General features: G+C 56.4%; 22 protein-coding genes and 4 pseudogenes. 16 read left to right on the top strand and 10 right to left on the bottom strand.

The genetic code is table 11. The annotated features are described in order from the left end of the window. Positions 1-14: 14 nt before the first annotated feature. The 4 genes and pseudogenes from AAIH70_RS29860 to AAIH70_RS29845 form a co-directional block, all read right to left on the bottom strand. Positions 15-233: a DedA family protein gene (locus tag AAIH70_RS29860; protein WP_430037690.1), complete on the bottom strand. Its 219-nt coding sequence runs from the start codon at positions 231-233 to the stop codon at positions 15-17. A gap of 28 nt (positions 234-261) precedes the next feature. Next, positions 262-744 (bottom strand): pyridoxamine 5'-phosphate oxidase family protein, encoded by a 483-nt coding sequence (locus tag AAIH70_RS29855; RefSeq protein ID WP_430037687.1) that lies wholly within the window; start codon positions 742-744, stop codon positions 262-264. A gap of 164 nt (positions 745-908) precedes the next feature. Next, the gene (gene ligD, locus AAIH70_RS29850; protein WP_430037685.1) at positions 909-3,605 is read right to left on the bottom strand and encodes a DNA ligase D; all 2,697 of its coding nucleotides are present in this window, start codon (positions 3,603-3,605) and stop codon (positions 909-911) included. Between the two features lie 69 nt (positions 3,606-3,674). Further along, positions 3,675-3,985 (bottom strand): annotated as a pseudogene (locus AAIH70_RS29845) (hypothetical protein). A 188-nt stretch (positions 3,986-4,173) separates the two neighbouring features. Here AAIH70_RS29845 and AAIH70_RS29840 point away from each other — a divergent pair. Genes AAIH70_RS29840 through AAIH70_RS29830 form a run of 3 tightly spaced genes read left to right on the top strand, consistent with a single transcriptional unit; the run spans position 4,174 to position 5,209 of the window. After that, positions 4,174-4,374 (top strand): hypothetical protein, encoded by a 201-nt coding sequence (locus AAIH70_RS29840; RefSeq protein WP_153354038.1) that lies wholly within the window; start codon positions 4,174-4,176, stop codon positions 4,372-4,374. 1 nt (position 4,375) lies between these two features. Further along, complete coding sequence (locus AAIH70_RS29835) at positions 4,376-4,585, top strand: hypothetical protein (RefSeq protein ID WP_430037682.1); 210 nt, start codon at positions 4,376-4,378, stop codon at positions 4,583-4,585. Positions 4,586-4,642: 57 nt separating this feature from the next. Beyond that, entirely contained in the window at positions 4,643-5,209 is a 567-nt protein-coding gene (locus AAIH70_RS29830; RefSeq protein ID WP_430037679.1) for a hypothetical protein, read from the top strand. 774 nt (positions 5,210-5,983) lie between these two features. Here AAIH70_RS29830 and AAIH70_RS29825 read toward each other — a convergent pair. Further along, positions 5,984-6,319, bottom strand: a complete 336-nt coding sequence (locus AAIH70_RS29825) for a GFA family protein (protein WP_430037699.1) — start codon at positions 6,317-6,319, stop codon at positions 5,984-5,986. A gap of 175 nt (positions 6,320-6,494) precedes the next feature. Beyond that, a complete protein-coding gene (locus tag AAIH70_RS29820) occupies positions 6,495-6,701 on the bottom strand; it encodes a DUF2945 domain-containing protein (protein ID WP_430037676.1) in 207 nt (68 codons plus the stop codon). Positions 6,702-7,123: 422 nt separating this feature from the next. On the opposite strand from AAIH70_RS29820, the gene AAIH70_RS29815 reads away from it, so the two are divergent. The 4 genes and pseudogenes from AAIH70_RS29815 to AAIH70_RS29800 all read left to right on the top strand — a co-directional run bounded on the left by AAIH70_RS29815 (position 7,124) and on the right by AAIH70_RS29800 (position 9,555). Further along, positions 7,124-7,366, top strand: a complete 243-nt coding sequence (locus AAIH70_RS29815; RefSeq protein ID WP_430037673.1) for a hypothetical protein — start codon at positions 7,124-7,126, stop codon at positions 7,364-7,366. Positions 7,367-7,579: 213 nt separating this feature from the next. Continuing rightward, positions 7,580-8,047, top strand: coding sequence for an L-alanine exporter AlaE (gene alaE, locus AAIH70_RS29810; RefSeq protein WP_430037670.1), 468 nt, complete (start codon positions 7,580-7,582; stop codon positions 8,045-8,047). A 132-nt stretch (positions 8,048-8,179) separates the two neighbouring features. After that, positions 8,180-8,729, top strand: a pseudogene (locus tag AAIH70_RS29805) (LysE family transporter). Positions 8,730-8,844: 115 nt separating this feature from the next. Further along, positions 8,845-9,555 (top strand): haloacid dehalogenase type II, encoded by a 711-nt coding sequence (locus AAIH70_RS29800; protein ID WP_430037667.1) that lies wholly within the window; start codon positions 8,845-8,847, stop codon positions 9,553-9,555. A gap of 41 nt (positions 9,556-9,596) precedes the next feature. On the opposite strand, the gene AAIH70_RS29795 is transcribed toward AAIH70_RS29800, so the two are convergent. The 3 genes from AAIH70_RS29795 to AAIH70_RS29785 form a co-directional block, all read right to left on the bottom strand. Then, the gene (locus AAIH70_RS29795) at positions 9,597-9,932 is read right to left on the bottom strand and encodes an RT0821/Lpp0805 family surface protein (protein WP_430037696.1); all 336 of its coding nucleotides are present in this window, start codon (positions 9,930-9,932) and stop codon (positions 9,597-9,599) included. A gap of 122 nt (positions 9,933-10,054) precedes the next feature. Further along, on the bottom strand, positions 10,055-10,801 hold the full coding sequence (locus AAIH70_RS29790; protein WP_430037664.1) for an outer membrane protein: 747 nt from the start codon (positions 10,799-10,801) through the stop codon (positions 10,055-10,057). A 243-nt stretch (positions 10,802-11,044) separates the two neighbouring features. Next, on the bottom strand, positions 11,045-11,743 hold the full coding sequence (locus AAIH70_RS29785) for a TetR/AcrR family transcriptional regulator (protein ID WP_430037661.1): 699 nt from the start codon (positions 11,741-11,743) through the stop codon (positions 11,045-11,047). 202 nt (positions 11,744-11,945) lie between these two features. On the opposite strand from AAIH70_RS29785, the gene AAIH70_RS29780 reads away from it, so the two are divergent. The 8 genes and pseudogenes from AAIH70_RS29780 to AAIH70_RS29745 all read left to right on the top strand — a co-directional run bounded on the left by AAIH70_RS29780 (position 11,946) and on the right by AAIH70_RS29745 (position 16,698). Continuing rightward, complete coding sequence (locus AAIH70_RS29780) at positions 11,946-12,290, top strand: DUF2934 domain-containing protein (protein WP_430037658.1); 345 nt, start codon at positions 11,946-11,948, stop codon at positions 12,288-12,290. 38 nt (positions 12,291-12,328) lie between these two features. After that, on the top strand, positions 12,329-12,544 hold the full coding sequence (locus AAIH70_RS29775) for a hypothetical protein (RefSeq protein WP_430037656.1): 216 nt from the start codon (positions 12,329-12,331) through the stop codon (positions 12,542-12,544). A gap of 655 nt (positions 12,545-13,199) precedes the next feature. After that, a complete protein-coding gene (locus AAIH70_RS29770) occupies positions 13,200-13,715 on the top strand; it encodes a sigma-70 family RNA polymerase sigma factor (RefSeq protein ID WP_430037653.1) in 516 nt (171 codons plus the stop codon). Between the two features lie 81 nt (positions 13,716-13,796). Then, positions 13,797-14,336 carry a GXWXG domain-containing protein gene (locus tag AAIH70_RS29765; protein WP_430037650.1) on the top strand — a complete coding sequence of 180 codons (540 nt, stop codon included), beginning with the start codon at positions 13,797-13,799 and terminating at the stop codon, positions 14,334-14,336. Positions 14,337-14,536: 200 nt separating this feature from the next. Next, positions 14,537-14,695: a hypothetical protein gene (locus tag AAIH70_RS29760; RefSeq protein ID WP_430037647.1), complete on the top strand. Its 159-nt coding sequence runs from the start codon at positions 14,537-14,539 to the stop codon at positions 14,693-14,695. A gap of 263 nt (positions 14,696-14,958) precedes the next feature. Beyond that, a pseudogene (locus AAIH70_RS29755) lies at positions 14,959-15,174 on the top strand (pyridoxamine 5'-phosphate oxidase family protein); the annotation flags it as partial. 181 nt (positions 15,175-15,355) lie between these two features. Further along, a complete protein-coding gene (locus AAIH70_RS29750) occupies positions 15,356-16,312 on the top strand; it encodes an SDR family oxidoreductase (RefSeq protein WP_430037644.1) in 957 nt (318 codons plus the stop codon). A gap of 11 nt (positions 16,313-16,323) precedes the next feature. Beyond that, complete coding sequence (locus AAIH70_RS29745) at positions 16,324-16,698, top strand: GFA family protein (protein WP_430037641.1); 375 nt, start codon at positions 16,324-16,326, stop codon at positions 16,696-16,698. Positions 16,699-16,826: 128 nt separating this feature from the next. Here AAIH70_RS29745 and AAIH70_RS29740 read toward each other — a convergent pair. Further along, a pseudogene (locus AAIH70_RS29740) lies at positions 16,827-17,000 on the bottom strand (DUF2934 domain-containing protein); the annotation flags it as partial. A 727-nt stretch (positions 17,001-17,727) separates the two neighbouring features. Between AAIH70_RS29740 and AAIH70_RS29735 the strand changes: the two are divergent. After that, positions 17,728-18,081, top strand: a complete 354-nt coding sequence (locus tag AAIH70_RS29735) for an SPW repeat domain-containing protein (RefSeq protein WP_430037638.1) — start codon at positions 17,728-17,730, stop codon at positions 18,079-18,081. Positions 18,082-18,091: the final 10 nt, after the last annotated feature.

Below are 18,091 nucleotides of genomic sequence, written 5' to 3'. Positions count from 1 at the left end.
CCTGTTCCCGGCATCTAAGCCGAAGTCAGGCAGAAATTCCACTTATCCCCGCTGTGCAGATTTCCCGAGCCACCTCTGATCACGATGTTCATGTCGCCTTGGGTTGCGAGATATCCCGCCAGCGGCATGATCAGCTCAGATGGGATAGGCGGAAAGACGTTTTCCACGAACATCAGAAGCCCGATCCCGAAAGGACCGAGTTTCTGCATCAACGTCTGCACAAAAGCTTCCATCACTTATGAGCCTTCGCACAAAGTGTTCTCACATCTCAACCTTGGCATTGTCACCCATATCCGGACGGGCACTTGAGACGGCTGCCGCCGCCATCTTAACGTAGCTGATGATTGTGCCGGGGCTGTCCCAATATTCAGCCGAAGATGGTGTTACTTTCAAGATCCGGATCGAGGGGTCTTCCGGGTTGTCCCACCAGGCCTTCGCTGGCGTTGCCCAGAGGTCGCGGATCTTCTCCCGGTCATTCTGAATCTCAGCAGTTCCGGAGATCGAGACGTATTTTTGCCCCTTCGAGTCAGCGAAGGCGAGGCACACGTTGGGGTGACGCGCGACTTCCTCATCCTTGTGGCTTGCGACGTCGGTCAGGAAGTACAAGGCATTTTCGTCGCGCTCACTGTAAGCCGACATCGGTCGCGCTCGAAGGTCGGTTCCACTTTGCGTCGTGAGCATGCAGAAGCCAATCTTCTTTACAAGTTCCCAGACCTTTGTGTTGTCATTATCCAAATGTGCCATTCGTAATCTCCTGCGGCTGTAGCATGAGAACGGCAGGCGCTCCGGTAGGTTCCTTTTGATCAGCGCTTCCCTGCTACGAAGCCTGAACGACGGACATCGCATGGTCGTTGGCAGGCTGTGAGCAGATAAACAAAGTGATGCTGTCGAAGCGTTTTCAAAGGTTATCAAGCCGCCCGCTTGGACGCCTTTTCCAGCCGCTTGATAGCTTGCTCGAGCGATCGTTGGCTGTCGCAGTAGTCCAGCCAAGCCGTGGTGTCCTTCAAAAGCGCAGGTACTGTCCGGATAGTGAAACGCTTCGGATCAAGGCCCTTTTTGACCTGTGTCCAGTTAAGGGGCATGGACACAGTCGCACCCGGTCGTGCTCGAGGCGAAAGCGGAGCAACCGCCGTCGATGTGCGATCATTGCGTAGGTAATCCAGGAATATGCGGCCATCCCGCTGCGCTTTGGACATCTTGATGAGATAGAGGTCCGGGTTGTCCCGTGCCATCGCTTGGCAGACATCACGGGCAAACGCCTTGCCCTGATCCCAGTTCAGCTTCTTGCCGTTCGACACAGAAAGCGGCGTCACCACGTGGAGACCCTTGCCCCCTGTCGTTTTACAGAAGCTGACCAGGCCAAGTTCCTCCAAGCGATCCCGGATCTCACGCGCACCTTCGATCACTGTGTCGAAATCCACATTTGGCCCTGGGTCCAAATCGAAGACCAGGCGGCCAGGCACTTCTGGCTGGTTGGGTTCGCAATTCCAAGGGTGGAGTTCTGCTCCACCGATCTGCGCGACCGCCGCAAGGCCTTCGACGCGGTCGATCTGTAGGTAGGGTTGCTTGTCCCCCGAGACCTTGACCTGTTCGATCAGGTTCGAGGTTCCCTGCATCGCGTGGCGTTGGAAGAACTGCTCGCCGGCGATGCCGTCGGGTGTTCGGATGATCGAGCAGGGCCGCCCCTTGATGTGATCGATGAGCCAAGGACCGACTGCTTCATAATACTGAGCAAGATTCACCTTGGTAACCGGCTCGCCGTCGAGCGCGTCAGGCCAAAGCTCCTTATCCGGGCTGGAGATCAGCACACCCATAACTTCTACCTTCGCGCCTTTTCGCAGACGAGAGGTCGTTTTAGGCGCAGGGGCAGACTTCGCGCTCTTGTCAGGCTCTGGAGTATCGACTTCATCCGGCTCGGCAGGTTTTTCAACTTCAACTTCTTTTGCAGGCTTGTCTTCACGCAGACCTTTGAACGAAGCCTGTCGTACCTGTCCGTCGGCGGTCCATCCAGCAAACTCGATTTCAGCCACGAGTTCAGGCTTCAGCCAAACAATATCGGCTGACTTCTTGGGGGCGCCAATTCCAGTAAACGGGGATTTGGACGCCTCTAGCGTTTTGAGCTTTGGCAGGATTTGATTGACGACTTTCGCCCCGTAGCCGGTTCCTACCCGCCCCACATAGACAAAATGGTTGCCTCGATAGACCCCGACCAGAAGCGAGCGAAAAGCTCCGTTGGTCAGTGCATATGCACCGATCACAACTTCATGCCCTGCCCGGCACTTCGACTTCACCCAGGTATCGCTTCGGCCAGACTGATACGGCGCGTCGCCTTTTTTAGATACGATACCTTCAAGAGACAATCGACACGCCGATTTCAGTACGGCATCGCCGCCCGTTTCGAAATGCTCGACGAAGCGCAATCGAGGATCGTCGCCTGCTTCCGAAAACAGAGTCGAGAGGCGTTCCTTCCGCTCGATCAAAGGGACAGAGCGCAAATCGTTCTCGCCTTCGAAAAGCAGGTCGAACGCGAAAAATACCAGATCATCGGTCTTACCCTCCGACAACGCAGCCTGGAGCGCAGCAAAGTCAGGCGCACCATTCTCGTCCAAAGCGCATATCTCACCATCGATGATTGCGTCGGGCAGTCGCACGGCAGACTCAGCAATCGCGGGATATTTTGCAGTCCAGTCCAACCCCTTCCGGGTCTTCAGCGTAACCTTTCCGCCTTCGATCCGCATCTGGATGCGGTAACCATCGAACTTTATCTCATGTATCCAGCCCTGGGCCGACGGCGGCCGCTGCAAGGTTTCACAAAGCTGGGGCCCGATAAAATCGGGCATTGCCGTGGCAGTGGCACCGCGCTTTGCCCCAGGAGTGGCCTTGGCCTTTTTGGAGGTTGGGCCAGGCTTCAACTTCGTACCAGCCTTTCGCTCTTCGGCTGCAAGTCCTTCGCTGCTGTCCCAGACGGCGTCCGCACCGACCTCGCCTCCGGTCGTGATGAACGGCTTGGGCTTCCGCCCTTTTCCCGATGCGATCGCCTCCATCGTCCGACCGGAGGCGACGGACGTGGTGTCCTCCTCAAGAATGGATGCGCCGTCCTCCTCGACGGAATATTCATCATCATGTTTGATCAGAAGCCAGTTGGTTCGTTTTTCACCCTCGCGGCCGCGCATGCGCACGAGTACGAAGCTGCCGTGTAGCCGCTCGCCTTCGAGGGTGAACTTGAAGTCGCCCTTCGCCAGAGCCTGCTCGGGGGTCTTGTTGCCTTCCGGTTCCCAGTAGCCACGATCCCAAAGCATGACGGTACCGCCGCCGTACTGACCTTTGGGAATTGTCCCTTCGAAGTCGCCGTAGTCCAGGGGATGATCTTCGACTTCTACCGCCAGACGCTTATCTTGAGGATCAAGCGAAGGCCCCTTCGTCACCGCCCAGGACTTGAAGACGCCGTCGAGTTCTATCCGGAGATCGTAATGAAGACGCGTCGCATCATGCTTTTGGATGACAAAACGCCGACGGTTCGAAGGCCGTACTTCGACCTCGCCGCTAGGCTCGGCGGTCTTCTTGAAGTCGCGCTTGGCGCGATATTTGCTCAGATTGTCCGCCATGACAGAACCTCAACTGTTTTCGAGAGACCGTGCGCCGAAAGCGACCGCTGGGTCTTCGGATGGTCGGTTTTAACTAGAGGATAGATCGGTAGCGCCGAGATCACCCAACGCTGCACGAACGGCATCCTCATCGCTTGAGGCAATGTCGGCAGAAACCTCGATTTCAGACCCGAGCGATGCATCGCCCCGCCCCTCCTCGTCGACTGTTGGCGCGTCACCACCGCTGATATCCACGCCGGACGAGTGTCCGAACCGCTTGTCTGCACAAAGATATCCGTCCGATCGACATTGAGCTTTTGGACGAGATGTTCGACCGCGAGGTCCGCAGCCTCCCGGGTCGCGAACTTTGCGGTGACGGTTTTCGTGCTCACATCAGACATTGGAATTCCTTCATTTTTGATGGGAAACAGACCGCTGCTGTTGCCGCAGAGCAGTTTTGTTGCCCGGTTCTTCTGCCCTCAACATCCTCAGCCAACCCATTGTTCCAAAGGGCGATAGCAACCGAGTAGCGACTTGAGGAACAGAACAGGGCGGGAGGGGTTACAGCATCACAATGGAGGATGACGAAATGGGAAACACTACGCCGCGCGATGGCGCCCCCGGCACCACCGACCAATCCCCGAGATGGGAAGGACCACAAGAAAACGCGCCTCGCGGTTATCTCAAAGCCAAGGATGACCCGGACCGCGACCAAGATGCGGTTGGCGAGACGAACGCCAATCCGCAGAAAAAGAACCTGTCTGACTCTCTGAAAACCAAAGAGGTCTGAGATGTCGCACCCCGAAGACGACGCAAAAGGCCAATACGCCCCTTCGCAGGCAGATCGCAAAGCCTCAGGGGTTCACAGTGCAAAGCCAACTGTTATCACAGGCTCTGAAGACGCGACGGTGAACCGCGATCCTCCCGGTAAGAAAGCAGGCAAGGACTGGGACGTTAAATACGATCCCTCGGACCAAAACGAGGGAAAATTCAGAGGTTGAACCAATCCGCTCCCTGTAAGAATTTGCCGGACTTGACGTTAGCTGCTCGGATCAAAGATGCAATTTTGTAACCGCGACGATTTTCAGGAAACTGTGCAAGAACTATCCGCGCTTCTGGCGAAGCCGGAGCATTACAGTCAAGTCGTTTGGAAGGTCGAGTATCTCAGCCGAACAGACTGGTACCATTTTTACGGCATGATCCGAACCGGTGTGGGCTCCGGAGTCGGTCATGTTTACGATCGAGTTGACCGACGAAATTCCAATATCCCGTTCGATGACTGCGTTTCGATCGCGCTCGGCTTTCATACAAACGCGTGCATATCCACCTACTCCGGCCAGCGATCGGTCACTACAGACATCTTAGAAGAATTCGAGACGCGAGGCTGCATCGATGCAGAGGTCGTGAGGTTCGGTATCGAAGCGAGAACAACGGAAATGGGTGGCCGGAAAGTAATGGCGGTTACTGACATTGCATTCGTAGGGTTGAGCGATATCGCGCAACGAAAGCACATAATCGGCATAACCTCGAACGCACCTTCCTTGAAATGGTGCAGAGATCGGCGGTTCATCGGTGCTTTGCCAGTGACATCGCCTACCGCCGATGTCGGCTTTGCCGGGTTGTAGTTATCAGGCAGGAGCAGTTTCGTATCCGGCTCTGATGGAGAGAGAGACAGCTTTTCCCGTGAGCTGACCTTTAGTTCCCAGCGGATGACATGAGTACCAGTATATTTCTGCGCTTGCGCCGCTTGTGACCGGCCGCTCGGTTTAAGGCCAATCGTTGGCGGGGCTTCGTAACTCGGGCTCGTTCCCTACAGCGATGGCCGAGAGTCTTGCGTTCGCGGACTCAATGATGGCAGCCAAGATCTCCCTCCGCTGCCATCCGACCAAGTAAGCCTCCTCTACAAGCAACTGGATAGCGTAGTCGGCAACCTGTTCTACCTCATCCTTGCGTCCGAGTTGCCCAGAACCAATAGTCGGCGGATCGTCATAGCCATCCTCCGTGACATGAAAGGCCGCCGCGGACAGTAAAGGTACTCGCCTGGCATTTCGTTGCCCGCAGCGAGAAATCGGGAAAACCGCTGCGTTCACCGTCTCCGTCACGCCCGATTGGCACGCGGCGACCTCATTTGACAAACCATGTAAATATGCATTCGGTTCCCGAGACTGCATTCAAGCCTTCTTTGTGCAGTTCAACATCGCGACCAAACCTAACCTTGAGGAGACGTACTGAGATCTGCTAAACATCAGTTGCTCTACGCGTTTCACGCAGTACGGTTCGTATGAAAGCTTGCACGCAGCTTTCCGAGCCGGGGTACAATCCTCCGCCATGCGGCGACTGATTGACAGATCAGGCATCGGGGAATGCGAATATGGGCGTGGATTGCTCCGGGATGTGGTTTAGGGATGACGGTCGATCCAATCGCCAGCGATCGTTACCCATTCATGCTTGCGCTTTTCAAAAATCGATCGTGTAGGAGATGGAAATCCGGGATCGGCGAAGCTACCGACCGGAATTGCGAACGCCTCGGGAACGTCCTCGTTCTCATAGAAAACCGTTGACCCGCAATCGGGACAAAAGTGATACCCTGCCCATAGTCCGCCCTCTCCTACGCGTTCATAGGTTCTGTAAGCGCCCTCTACTGTCACGGCTGTCCTTGGGAAACGAGCCTGGACACCGAATGCGCTACCGGTGCGACGCTGGCACTCCAGGCAGTGGCACACCGATACCTGCATTGGCTCTACGCTACAGGCAACGGTTAAGCGAGCGCATCTGCATGTTGCCAGTCGCATGGCGACATCTCCTTTTCCGGTACCTGAGCAAGGCGCAGCCATCTATTCGAGGTGCGACTACCGCAGTCGAAGGGGTCCGCCGGACCTCTTCGACACGGCGCCGCTGCGTCATGAAAAGCTAGGCCTTCTTCAGAGCTTCTGGTTTATGTGCTGCCCTCTTGCCGGACTTGTCACTCTCCACGATGATTTGCGGGTCGTCCTTCGAGGCCTTGACCGAGTGCCCCTTGATCTTCGTATCGGAGGTCTGCTTCTTGATAACCCTGCCTTCGGTATTACCCTGGCTAATTTTCCAAGTGACCTTGTCGCCTTTTTTTACATCGGTCATTGCGTGCTCCTTAGTCCGGGCTGATAGTCGACGGAGGCTTGATGTCGGCGGCGTTCTCACAAGCCCGGTCATCCTGGGCGAACTCGTCGTCAGCCCTCTGGTTGACCTTCGTCACGTTGTCCGACTGCTGCTCGGTCAGTTCGTGCTGATCTCCCGCAAGCTGCCAGTGGTCTTCATGAGCTCCCTCTGGACGGCCTTCGTCTTCCCATAGTTATAAGCCCGTTCGCGGCGCTGCTCTCTATTGCCCATGGTCGTCTCCTGTTGACTGAACAAACCAACTCTCGTTGGAGCGACTCGTTCCAGCTATCGCGTTTGGGGTGGCGCCCGAGACGGCGGCAAATACCTTGGATAACGAGCTGTCATCCGGACCCGCTATTGTCAAACCGTTCGTCGGATCACTGGACCGTTCACGGAGCTCGCGCATGAGAAAGATGAAACTCCAGGAGATTGAAGCAGTGGCGGCCACCATCCGAGAGCTGGCAGTCCCCGGGATAAAGCCAAAGGCATTGATTGAGGCCGTGGAGGAAAAGCATCCTGAAGCCTCCGAGAAGGAGATCGCACGAGCCACGGTCCTGTGTGTGATACTTTCGTCGGAATATGACCCCGAGGACACGCAAGCACTCCACGATCTGGCGATGGAAACCCGAGACGACCCGACGACCTGAAAGGATGACAAGCAGAATTAGGCTGAGCTCTTCCCCCGTTTGATCATGCTCACATTCCGGCAGCCGAAGTTAATTGGGATGGCATCCGAGTCGCGCGGGCTTGGGACCGACCAAAGATCGGTAACGTCGAACAATAGCTTCGCGTTGATGGCTGAAACCTTCTACCAACGGTGCTCCGCCCTATCTCTAGGAGACAGCCACAAGGGGCGCGTATTGGCTAAATCGCAGAACACCCGCCAAGTCATATTGCGTTCGTTCATCGCAGACACGATCGCTTTAATTTCGTTTTTCACTGTTACGGGGATCATCAACGAACGCTTCATTGCGAGGATGACGTGGGATCAGGTCTTTGACGCCCGCATTCTGGGTGCGATTCTGATGGTGCCGTCAGGACGACCCTACGGCCTGTGGCGAGACTGGTTCATGCGCCACGCCGTTGAAACGCGACAGTCGCAAATCGTGTGGGACACGCTTTCTTTGGTGAGTTTTCAGGTCCCAATTTATGCGGCAATCCTGGCTATTAGCGGTGCAGGCGCGGACGAGATATTGAGAGGTTCACTTGGGGTGATCGTCATCATGCTCGCTCTTGGCAGGCCATACGGCGCTTACCTGGGTCTCGTTCGTCGTTCCTTCGGCCTTCCCTTTGAGGCGCGAAAGACAATGTCCTTGAACGTCAAATGACAAACCTTCTCAGGCCGGTTCTTCCCACCACGGTGCCACTCTTAGGTCCTTGACACTCGTTCTAAACGCGGGCTTTTCTGCGCCACCTGAAACGCATGCAATTCACAGCTTGCCCACGGAGCAGGCGCCAAAATGATCAACGACCTGGCAATTGTCTTCACGACACACTGTCTGTATGCGGCTGTGGTAATCAGTCCCGGGCCGAACTTCGCATTGATCAGTAGGCTCGCGATAGCAGGAGCACGATCGTCTGCTTTCGGCGCAACCGTCGGACTTGCGATCGCTGCATCCTTTTACGCGGTCCTGTCGATGACGGGACTTGCGATGGTCCTCACTCGCGTCAGTTGGCTCGCTGGCCTGATACAGATCGCTGGCGGCTGCTATCTTATCTATCTGGGCTTGATGGCGTGGCTTCCTCGTGAACCTGCCCAACCCCAAAGGCATTGCCTTTTTCATTGGTCTATACGCCGTAGCTGTTCCACCGGAGACGGCCTTTTGGGCAAAGATGACGATCGTGCTCGGCGGTTTCTCCCTAGAGATTGTATGGTACGGCCTCGTGACAGTGCTGCTGTCAGGTCGGACAGCGCGAGGTGCCTATGAGCGTTTCGGGCGCTGGATCGAGCGCAGCATCGGCACGCTGCTTGCGCCTTTCGGTTTAAGGCTCATCGCCGAGAGGTTTTGATCGTCTTCGGTCGGAGCGGCGAACTCGCACCTCCGGCCTGTTGTTGCCGGGCAAACTATGCGGGAACCATAGACATTGCACCATGGTTTCGGCCTGAGGGTATGAGGAAACCGTAATGTCATCTCAACTAGAAAATCCATCGATTGATTTCGGCTCGCAAACCAAAATCATCACCTTCGATTGCTATGGAACGCTTGTCGACTGGTACGAGGTATTGACGCGGGAAGCAGCAATGATCCTCGATGCCCACGACGCGAGCGACGCATCCGCCGAGTCGATCGTTGAGGGGTTTTCCATTCACAGCAAGCGGTTGACCGCAGACAAGCCCCATCGGCTTTTCAAGGATATACTGCGTATCGGCTTCCGGGACGCATTCGGCGAATTCGGGATTGACGCCAATCGCGATGAGCTGGATCGAATGGCGAGGGCGCCCGCCAACATGAAGCCGCACCGGGAAGTCCCGGAGGCTCTCCGAAGACTGAAAACGCAATACAAGCTGGCGATCTTCACAAACTCGGATGATGATCTGATCGCACCGACAGTGGAGCGTATCGGTGTGCCATTCGACTACGTCATCACGGCGGAGCAGGCTCGTTCGTACAAGCCTTCCAGAGGGATCTTCGAATATGCATACAGACAAATGGGTGTTGCGCCCGAGGAAACCGTGCACGTAGCCATGGGCATGTATACTGACATGAAGGCTTGCCATGAACTCGGACTGCGTGCGATTTGGGTCAATCGCAGGAATGAGGACGGCAATCCGGACTGGCAACCGTATACGGAAGTCCGGGACCTGCGTGGTGCTGCCGATCTGTTGATGGCCTAACTACGCGCCGCCCGATTTCGGCTTTGCGCGTACTGCCGGAGCTACTGTTCGTTGAGAGAATTGACCCGCCAGCGCCCGTCGCCGTCAGCGCATGCCTGCCCGTTCAAAGTGTCACCTCCGTTCAGGGATTGACGGCTGCTGAGAAAGGCACGGCACGTCCGACCATCGGCGCTGCGGCTTTCGGTATAGCTCAAAACCCCTGCGCTACCGGTCGTAGGGCTCGCCCAAGGCACGCTGTTGGTTTGCTGCTGCGGGGCCGCAGCCATAGCCCGCTCGATAGCGGCCGCGTCCGGTGCGACCTTATCGGCGCTCGTTCCTGGTTGGGCGGATTGTGTTCTCGGGCGGATATCGTCGTCGTGAGTACAGGACGCGAGCATCGCAGCAGCAATGACCGCTGTAGCCATCTGCCATTTTCGCCCAAGGTCTTCTCGCAAGCCGATACCCTCAAGTTTAAAAGATGCGGGAGGAGCTTAGAAAACCACACCTCCCGCTTAGTTCATCAGAACTGCTTACGCAGGCCGAAAGTCACAGCATGGCTTCTGAAGTCGGTGCTCGAGGCGGAGCCATCGCGAGCCACGAAATCGAAGTCGTCAGCCGCCGTGAAGCGATAGCCGATGTCGAGAGTGGTGTTATCGAACAGCGACATGTCAGAAAAGAGACCGATGCCCTGCAAGTTGATGCCGACGCCCGCGTCCAGGTGGTAAGCGAACTGTGTGTCACTGTCGTCGATCAGGGTAGCCACTCCGGCAACGCCCTGCTTGCGCAGTTCCAGGTTCATGAAGCCCACACCGCCGCCGACGAATGGCGTGACGGCACTGAAGAAGCCGTCGTTCGTGAGGGGGATGTCGAGGTAGCCGTTGACGTAGCCCTGAAACGAACGCGCGTCGCCGAATGAGTCGATGCTTGCCACACCTGCGCCATTCACTGAATGCGCGTCAACCGAGGCGCTGCCGTAACCAAGCTCGAGTTCGACGCGTGGAGAGATGAAGCCCATGGAGCCAAAATTGTAACCTGCGCGGATCGAGCTGTAGAAGCCCGTGTCATAATCCGTAGAAATAGAGGCACCGAGAGCAGAAAACGACGTGTCGTCCAGAAAGCTGACAGAACTCAGGGAGCCGATATAAAATCCGGATGTCGACGGCGCCACGGCCGGTGCCTCTTCAACGGCCATATCGGCCGCGTTAGCTGCACCGATCACTGCGGCCGAGAATGCACAGGTCAGAAGAACTCGTTTGAGATTAATCATGTCAGGGATCCTGGTTGAGAGGCATCAAGCGCCTCTACACGACTTAGGTGACTGATCACGGAGTTCATCATTTCACCGCGAACGAAATGGTCTCAGCGCTGTGCTTCTCAGCGATACGTGGCAAATTGGGTACACCTGTCGCCGGCGTTTGTCTCCAGATCGGCGGCGCCGTCTTAAAAAACAATATGGCTGCTCTGTATTTGCCTCGGAAAGCAGAATGCGCACAGCTTATGATACATGCCTCTACTGGGGGCGGACATGGGACTTGCCCACTGGGTTAGCCACTTGACCAGGAAACCTCCCGAGCAAGAAGTAAGACGCCTGCGCCCGGACGATACCCTTAAATTGCTCCAGGATTTCGCCCGCCTCGCGCTGAGAGTGCATTAGAGCAAGGCGCACGCTCGCGTCTGCCATGTTGAAAAGCAACAGGAGGGTACTCTTGTACTCGTCACGCCTTCCCTCCTGCACGAACCGGGCAGTCGCCTCGAAAAAGTCCTCGACCTGGCGGCGCGTCTCGACGACGTCCTGCTGGCCGAGCAGCTTGCTCGCTTTTATGGCGTTCATGATGTCGATCGCCGACGGCCCCTGCCGCATGATTTCATAGTATGCATCGATCAAAAGCTCGGCCGCCATCACCGCGTCGGCTGCATTATGGATGTTTTTGACAGCGCCCTCGAGAATGAAACGGGTTTCGGTGACGTATTGCTCATACAGCGATGCAACGATGGCCTCCTTGTCCGGGAAGTACTGGTACACCGACGCGATAGGTCCGCCAGTTCGCGAACCGATCTCCTTCATGGTGACAGCATCGATGCCCTTTTCACCGATCAGGTCGGCAGAAACTTTGAGAATTTCCGACACCCGATCCTTGCTTCGCTCTTGTTTCGGTACGCGACGAAGGATGTTTTTCGGCGGCTTGCCGGTGCGGCGCTGAATGCTCATTCTGAATCCTGTGTAGGCGATTTCGATGCCATCTCTTCAGAACCTATTTGATCCCACAGGATGGGAGTCAAGCGGTCGTGGGCGGTAGGAGCTCAACGAGGCCCTTCCCGTGATTGGCCAAACCTGCGTAACCAGAGCATCTGTTCATTCGGGAACCCGCGCCGACGTCACTTGTTCTGTCAAACTGAAACAGGAGGACAACATGAGCAACGAAGACGCAATCCGCACTGCGGCTCACTCGAAATGGGAGGTCGAGGGACGACCCGACGGGCAGCACGATCGGCACTGGAATGAAGCCGAAAAAGAAATCCGCGGCAACGCGACTGGCGCTGACCAGACATGGTCCGGCGATCACCATGGCGGCGTTTCGCCACCGACCAGCACAGGTTCCGTGGAAGACGAGCAGGTTCAGGAGCCATCCAACGACTGGCCCGCTTCTGCTCCTCCTTCGGACCCAGAAAATTCGGCCCCGTCGCCAGTCGACAAGTTCAATCCGCCCGATGCGGATCGAAGAACATTTGGAAATGGCGACACCGACCGATCGTAGTTGGCGCGACCAAAAATTTCACGAGTTTAAGAATTCCCATGGCTCAGATCACACACGACTTCATGGACGCGCTGCATCGACTGGAAGAATCCGGCAACATCGATGTCACAGCAAGTCTGTTTGCGGACAATGCGGAGCTCTCCAATCCTTTGGTCCTACACGGATCCGACGAGGAAAACGGAGCGAGAGCATTTTGGGATTTCTACCACGCAGCACTGGGCGAAGCCACGTCGGAGTTCGTAAAACGTCATTGAAGACGAGGGCAAGGCAGTCCTGGAATGGCGCACAACTGCCGACATAGACGGCAAACCTATCTCTTACGGAGGTGTGAGTGTCATCGAAACCGAAGGCGATAAGATCTCGGCGTTCCGCGCCTATCTCGATCCGCGACAACTTACAACTCGCGTTGCCGTACAGGATAATTCGGGCGACGAGAGTGGTTCCGGCCACGACACGTCATACGCTTCGACCAAGGCGCAACGAGACGCAGCGGAAGCTCGGGCTGCGGGCGGCTACAGTTATGCACTCTAACCAACGACGAGCCTAACGGAGAGCCAGCATATGCAACGCCAAGAAAAGGACCCGTTTGGATCAGCCGATCCTACCACAGAGTATGAACGCGAGGGAAAACCGGGAGGAAAGGCGGGCTCTTCCAAAACAAAGCTGGCAGTCGGGGTGGCCGCGGTCTCCCTGACAATATTCCTGTCATGGCTGTATATCACGCCATTCGACGCCGACCCCGACCCGGAGGGTACGGGTCCCGTCGCCGCTCCCGTGGCGAAGGCACCGTGAGAAACGCTTACTTTTGCCATTGTCTGCCACCGTACCCTGCCGGAATGCGGACTGACCTGCCGGAACGATGTCTGCAACCGCGGATTGACTGATCTCACCCACTGGAGATCTGGCGACATGACGCACGCAAAAACCGTCCGTGTTCAAGCGGCAATGATTGAGTTGCTCCCTGCACTTCGAAAATTTGCCCGCCGCTTTTGCAGGCAGGACGGTGACGTTGATGACCTCGTCCAAGATACTGTAATGAAAGCGCTAGGGAATCTCGATAAGTTTCAGGAAGGCACTCGGCTCAAGTCGTGGCTGTTCACGATCATGCGCAACACATTCTCGACCAGATATGTCGTCGGAAAGCGAATGCTCACTGGACTGGACGATATGACCGGCATCGAGCCAATGCAGCAAGCGTCGCAGGAATGGGCTATGCGAGGACACGATTTCGAGCAAGCTTTTATCGCCCTACCGGGATGCTACCGCCCGGCAGCACAGATGATATTGTTGGATGGGACCAGTTACGAAGATGCCGCCCATCTGCTTGGGTGCAAAGTCGGCACAGTCAAAAGTCGTGTCAATCGGGCGCGAGCGCATCTTGCGACCAGCATGGGAGACACCGTATGCGCCGCAGCCCGGATCTAGTGTGTGGGAGTGTGTGTGATGCTGAGCAACATGTCAACGACCCGGCATAATTCGAACCCGACGTAGCTCACGATCGAGACGATGAAACCAGCCGAACTGCGATCAACAGTCCAAGAGGAAATGAACGACTGGTTTCGGACACTCGATCGGGTCCACCCGGTCGAGCTTATCGGGCTTTGGAACGGGAACGGGTATCCGTCGGACCACCCGATCGACGGAGTTCTCGAGAACCTTCACTGGTTCGGCAAGCGTTTTCATCCGGACAAGCGGGCCGATGCGCTCCTATTCAAGACAGCCCCAGGCAAGCTGCTGGCCGTCGATCCCGCCTTCTTTCCGATCAAGTGGGCACTCCGTTTTGCTCGCATCGGTCGGACAAAGCCTGCCTCGAACCTATTCACCCACATTCTACCGCGCTTGAGAGCACGAGGAACGACGGCTGCATTGGAAGAGCGGTTGGATGCCGGTGTTATGACGGCAGCCATGGTCTACGACAAACAGCCGATAGTTGACTACTTCAGGCGGACGAACAACGGAGCTATCATAGGTAAGATGGTGGTTGAAGGCGAGCCCAAACGATACTTCTTCGGAATGCAAAGAGTAGGCGAAGGAAGTGAGCCGTGACGCGACACCTGCACCAAGATCCGCGGTCGCTGCGGTACCGGGGCTTCAACCGTATCTAGAGTTGGGCATCTCGCAGAAGCGATGCGATTTCGACGATTGAGAACAATTCGGCCAGAAAGCCGTTGAATAAACTATGGACAGATTTTCAGAGGCAGAGATCGCCTTGTTGATACGTTTGAGAGCATTAGGCGAAGCCTGAAATGGCGATCAACCTATTTGCCATAGGTGCGCCCCTGAACGCCGACGGTTTCTCGCAGGACGAGGTGATGGCTGTTCTGGATGCACTCGAGCAGGAAAAGGTGATCGCGTTCGGGCCGGGCAACTGCATCTCCATCCTCAGAAAGCTGCCGGAAGGCTAGCTTCCCTTGCGATCCGTCAGGTTGCGCCTCGATCAATACTCGTACTCGACGTTGCCTAGATGTCGTCACCCACCTCGAACACAGCGGCATCGAAGTCATCATCGGCCTGTCGCGAGAGAAGGTGTACGGGCAAAACTCATATCGGTCCACTGCCGCAATCCGGACGGCAGCCTCATGAGATCGGCTCCTATGAACATTCTGGGACCGGAACATAGGCCGGACCTCGCTGTTCAAGCATGGTGACCTATTCCAGGAGGAAACAGATGACCACCATGACGATGGAAGAGCTTTCGAAGAAGTTGAGCAAGATCGACTTCTGCATGTTCAACACGAACGGCGGCTCCGGCAGGATCAGCAGCCGCCCCATGAGCAACAACGGAGATGTCGAATACGATGGCGACTCCTGGTTTTTCTCCTACGAGGAGACGGAAAAGGTCAGCGAAATCGGCCGTGACACCGGAGTCGGCCTGACATTCACCGTGAACTGGGGTCACGATCCGCTCAAGGACTGACGCAGCCCAGTCTGGTGCAAGATTTCGATCCTCGCCCAACGAGACCACTTCGATAGCGAATGGCCGCTGCGGGTATTCGAAGTGTACCGATGCGTATCGAACGAAACCGCGTCTGCGGAGTTCTTGTCCAGACAGCACGGAGGCCATCATGACATCTTCATTCACAGCGGCGAAGCAGAGAGAGATTCAGGAACAGGTCGCCGAGGCCAACGATCAGGAGCCCAAGCCAAATGAGGGCGCGATGCAGGCTGGCGCTCGGATCTATCCCGAGCCACCCTTCCCCCGGCAGCATCAGGACAAGCCGGGCGACGAGGCAGCCCTTTCCCCGCCGACCTATTACGACGCTCCGTTCTACATCGGATCTCAGAAGCTTCAAGACAAGGTAGCGCTGATCACCGGAGGAGACTCGGGCATCGGGCGATCGGTAGCCGTCCTGTTCGCGCGCGAAGGTGCCGACGTCGCTATCGTTCACCTAGACGAGGGCGAGGACGCAGCAGTAACTGCCGAAGCGGTAAGAAAGGAAGGGCGGCGGTGCTGGGTCATCCACGGCGACGTGAAGGAATCCGAATTCTGCAGACAGGCGGTTGCCGAAACCGTGTACCAGTTCGGAAAGCTCGATATCCTCGTCAACAACTCCGCCTTCCAGGTCCACACCTATGATATCGTGGATCTGACCGAGGACCACTTCGACGAGACATTGAAAACCAACCTTTACGGTTATTTCCACATGGCTCGGGCGGCGGTACCGCACCTGAAAGCCGGGTCTGCAATCATCAATACGGGCTCGGTCACTGGCTTCGACGGCGAAAAATCCCTCCTCGACTACTCGATGACGAAGGGCGGCATTCATGCTTTCACCAAGTCGCTTGCTTCGCAGCTTATACCGAAAGGCGTGCGGGTAAACTGCGTGGCACCTGGGCCCGTCTGGAGTCCCCTTAATCCGAGCGACAAGGAGCCCGACAAAGTTTCCCAGTTCGGTTCGGGCGTGCCTATGAAACGCCCGGCCCAACCGGAGGAGATCGCTCCCGCCTACGTTTTCCTCGCTTCGCCACACTGCTCGAGCTTCATAACAGGCGAAATCCTGCCGTTAGTCGGCGGCTATTGAGGAGTTGTCTAATGACTACGCGACAGGGAAGTTGTCGATGCGGCAGAGTAAGGTTTTCGGTCACAGGCGAGCCTGACCGTGTCGGGATATGCCACTGCACGGATTGCAGACAGGAAAGTGGCTCGGCCTTCACATATTTCGGCGTCTGGCCCGAAAGTCGTTTTGAAACATCGGGCCCGACTGAGAGCTTCGAGGGCCGTCAGTTCTGTCCCACATGCGGTTCTCGTCTTTTTGCCGTCGAAGAAGGCGAAGCGGAAATCAAGCTTGGCGCTCTCCTTGATGCGCCAGTTGGCATCTCGCCGACATACGAGCTTTGGGTAAAGCGACGCGAGCCGTGGCTCAATGCGATACCGAACGCCAATCAGTTCCAGCAGGATCGCGAGTGACCCTTGCCTCCAAGCCACAGGTCAGACTGATGTTGACTTTCCAGGGTGCCTGAGATCGAGGCATCTTTAATCTTGGTCGGCACTTGGATGTTCGGGCGCTAGGCGGGTTTGCCAGCGCGAGCGACGTCATCCTCGCGATCGTCTTCGTCGATCATTTCCTGGAGCGTCTCGTGTTCGTCTTCGCCTGTGAGTTCGTCAGCCGCCTGTTCGTAATGGCGATCAGCCGCCTCCTCCGGGCGACCTTCGTTCTCCCAAATCTCGTAGGCCCGCTGGAGTATGCGTTCTTCCATGTCCCTGGCCATCGTCTTCTCCTATCTATCGTCATGGATATCTAAGCATACTGTCTGGCCGTTGTTCCCGCGGCGGATACGGTTTCGATTTTTCCCAGACGCCTTAGTTGCGGTCGAGCCAGCTTGTTGATGTAGGAAACTCTCTAAATTATCTATCGAAGTGAGTTAACTTAGCCTATTCAAGACAGCTCATATGGGCCGACGTTCACAACAAGGGCGAGCAGGGAGGAAGACATGGATGGAAAGAGCAGGGTTCTTTCCGAGAGCGATATGCGGATACTGAGAACGCCGCTTGGCCGTTACGCAGCGCGTTACCATTTCACAGGCCCGGAAAAAAGACGACTTGATCGAGCGGACGTTTCGGGCTTTGGCAAGTGGATATCTTTTTCGAAATCCCTGTCGAGAAAGCCGCCGCTGAGATAAATTCCACGGTGATTGTCAGGTCAACGCGCGTCATAGGCGCGAATACGACGCAGAGAGCTTTGAAAGGGGTTGAGCGCCCTCTACACTGTTGATCTTTGCTAAGGCGACAGTCGTATGGAAGCGCTTCAGCCTCACGGTAAATGGTCTCTATCGCAAGGCAGGGCTTCTCGTCTCGCAGCCTGATCCGATAACCAGCTTCGGCACCTGATGAACACGGGCGATAGCCACAAGGTCCCTCGCAGATCTTTCGGGTGGTGGACGGAACTTTGACACCTGTGCCTTGTTCGCAGCCTACCGATTTGCCGGAGAGGCTATTATGCGTTTCATTCCCACCGTGCTGCACGGAGTGCTCGACTATCTTGTCGGGTTGGTGCTGATCGTGTTGCCATTTGCTCTCGGGACCCAAGGCCCAGCGCTCATCGCCCTGATCACCTTGGGATTGTTTGCCATCGTCTACAGCCTGTTCACGGACTACGAGCTGGGCGCAGTTCGGTTTCTCCGGGTCAGATTCCATCTGGCTCTCGATATCGTCTTTGGCATCATCCTGCTTTTCATGCCGACCGCGTTCGACCTACCCGCGGCTATTGAGTGGCCCGTGTACCTCATCGGCTTTTTCGCCATCCTCCTCGCCGCGATCACCAAAATCCGCGCGACAGGCACCGCATCCTGACAGAAAGAAG

Source organism: Neorhizobium sp. BT27B, from assembly GCF_050455485.1.
GTDB lineage: Bacteria > Pseudomonadota > Alphaproteobacteria > Rhizobiales > Rhizobiaceae > Neorhizobium.
This window is presented reverse-complemented; position numbering and strand designations above follow the sequence as displayed.